Genomic DNA, 1,726 nt, shown 5'->3' on the forward strand with positions numbered 1-1,726 from the left:
AGGAATTTCGCTACCTTAGGACCGTTATAGTTACGGCCGCCGTTCACCCGGGCTTCATTTCAACGCTTCGCATAAGCTAACGCATCCACTTAACCTTCGGGCACTGGGCAGGCTTCACCCCCTATACATCACCTTGCGGTTTAGCAGAGAGTTGTGTTTTTGATAAACAGTTGCCCCTCATAATTTACTGTGGCCTATGTGTTACCATAGGCGCCCCTTCTTGCGAACTTACGGGGTCATTTTGCAGAGTTCCTTAACACTAGTTTTCTCGCTCGCCTTAGAATACTCATCTTGGGGACGTGTGTCCGTTCTCGGTACAGGTTTCAATAACATTAAGTTTAGAAGCTTTTCTAGGAAGCATGGAATTGGCAAATTCAGACAATTGTCCTATGCATCATAGCTCCCGGTTATAGATTGCGGATTTGCCTACAATCACCAGTAACTACTTACCCCTAAATCCAATAATAGGTATGCTTATCCTTCTCCGTCACTCCATCACAATTAAAGAAAGTACAGGAATATTAACCTGTTGTCCATCGACTACGCTTTTCAGCCTCGCCTTAGGTCCTGACTAACCCTGGGTGGACGAACCTTGCCCAGGAAACCTTCCCCAATAGGCGTCGTAGATTCTCACTACGAATCGTTACTCATACCGGCATTCTCACTTCTTAGCGCTCCACTAGTCTTTACAGTCTAGCTTCATTGCCCTAAGAACGCTCCTCTAACGTACATAAATGTACCCGTAGCTTCGGTATCGTGTTTTACTCCCGTTACATTGTCGGCGCAAGGTCTCTTGACTAGTGAGCTATTACGCACTCTTTAAAAGATGGCTGCTTCTAAGCCAACTTCCTAGTTGTTTATGAAACCTCACAACCTTTCTGACTTAACACGATTTTGGGACCTTAGCTGACGATCTGGGTTGTTTCCCTCGCGAGCCGGGACGTTAGCACCCCGGTTCCGACTGCATAGCAATTCATAACGGTATTCAGAGTTTGATTATAGTCAGTACCCCTAGGCGAGGCCATTCCATATTCAGTGCTTTACCACCATTATTTAACACTACACGCTAGCCCTAAAGCTATTTCGAGGAGAACCAGCTATCTCCAAGTTCGATTGGAATTTCTCCGCTATTCACAAGTCATCCGGGCACGTATCAGTGTACTACGGTTCGACCCTCCACTTAGGGTTAGCTAAGTTTCAGTCTGCTCATGAATAGGTCACCTGGTTTCGGGTGTACTCAAGCATACTAATCGCCCTATTAAGACTCGATTTCTCTACGGCTCCGCTTTTATCTGCTTAACCTTGCATGCTAAAGTAACTCGCCGGTCCATACTGCAAGATGTACGCCATCACCCATTAACGGGCTCTGACTAATTGTAAGTAAGTGGTTTCAGAGTCTATTTCACTCCCCTCTCGGGGTTCTTTTCACCTTTCCCTCACGGTACTAGTTCGCTATCGGTGTCTGGTTAGTATTTAGCCTTACCGGGTGGTCCCGGCAAATTCAGACAGGGTTTCACGTGCCCCGCCCTACTCAGGATACAGTCAAGAGATTTAATAATTTCGCATACAGGGGTATCACCTTCTGTGCCGCTTCTTCCCAAAAGCTTCTGCTATTATTAAATTTTGTAACTCTATGTAGTCTGTCCTATGACCCCATTTAAAATGGTTTGGGCTCTTTCTCGTTCGCTCGCCGCTACTAAAGAAATCATTATTTATTTTCTTTTCC

General features: G+C 45.7%; 1 rRNA gene. It reads right to left on the reverse strand.

Annotated features, from left to right (window positions below):
• Positions 1 to 1,726 (reverse strand): 23S ribosomal RNA (locus tag ETR37_RS18430); the annotation flags it as partial.

This window comes from Geobacillus sp. PK12 (assembly GCF_004123125.1).
Taxonomy (GTDB): domain Bacteria; phylum Bacillota; class Bacilli; order Bacillales; family Anoxybacillaceae; genus Geobacillus; species Geobacillus zalihae.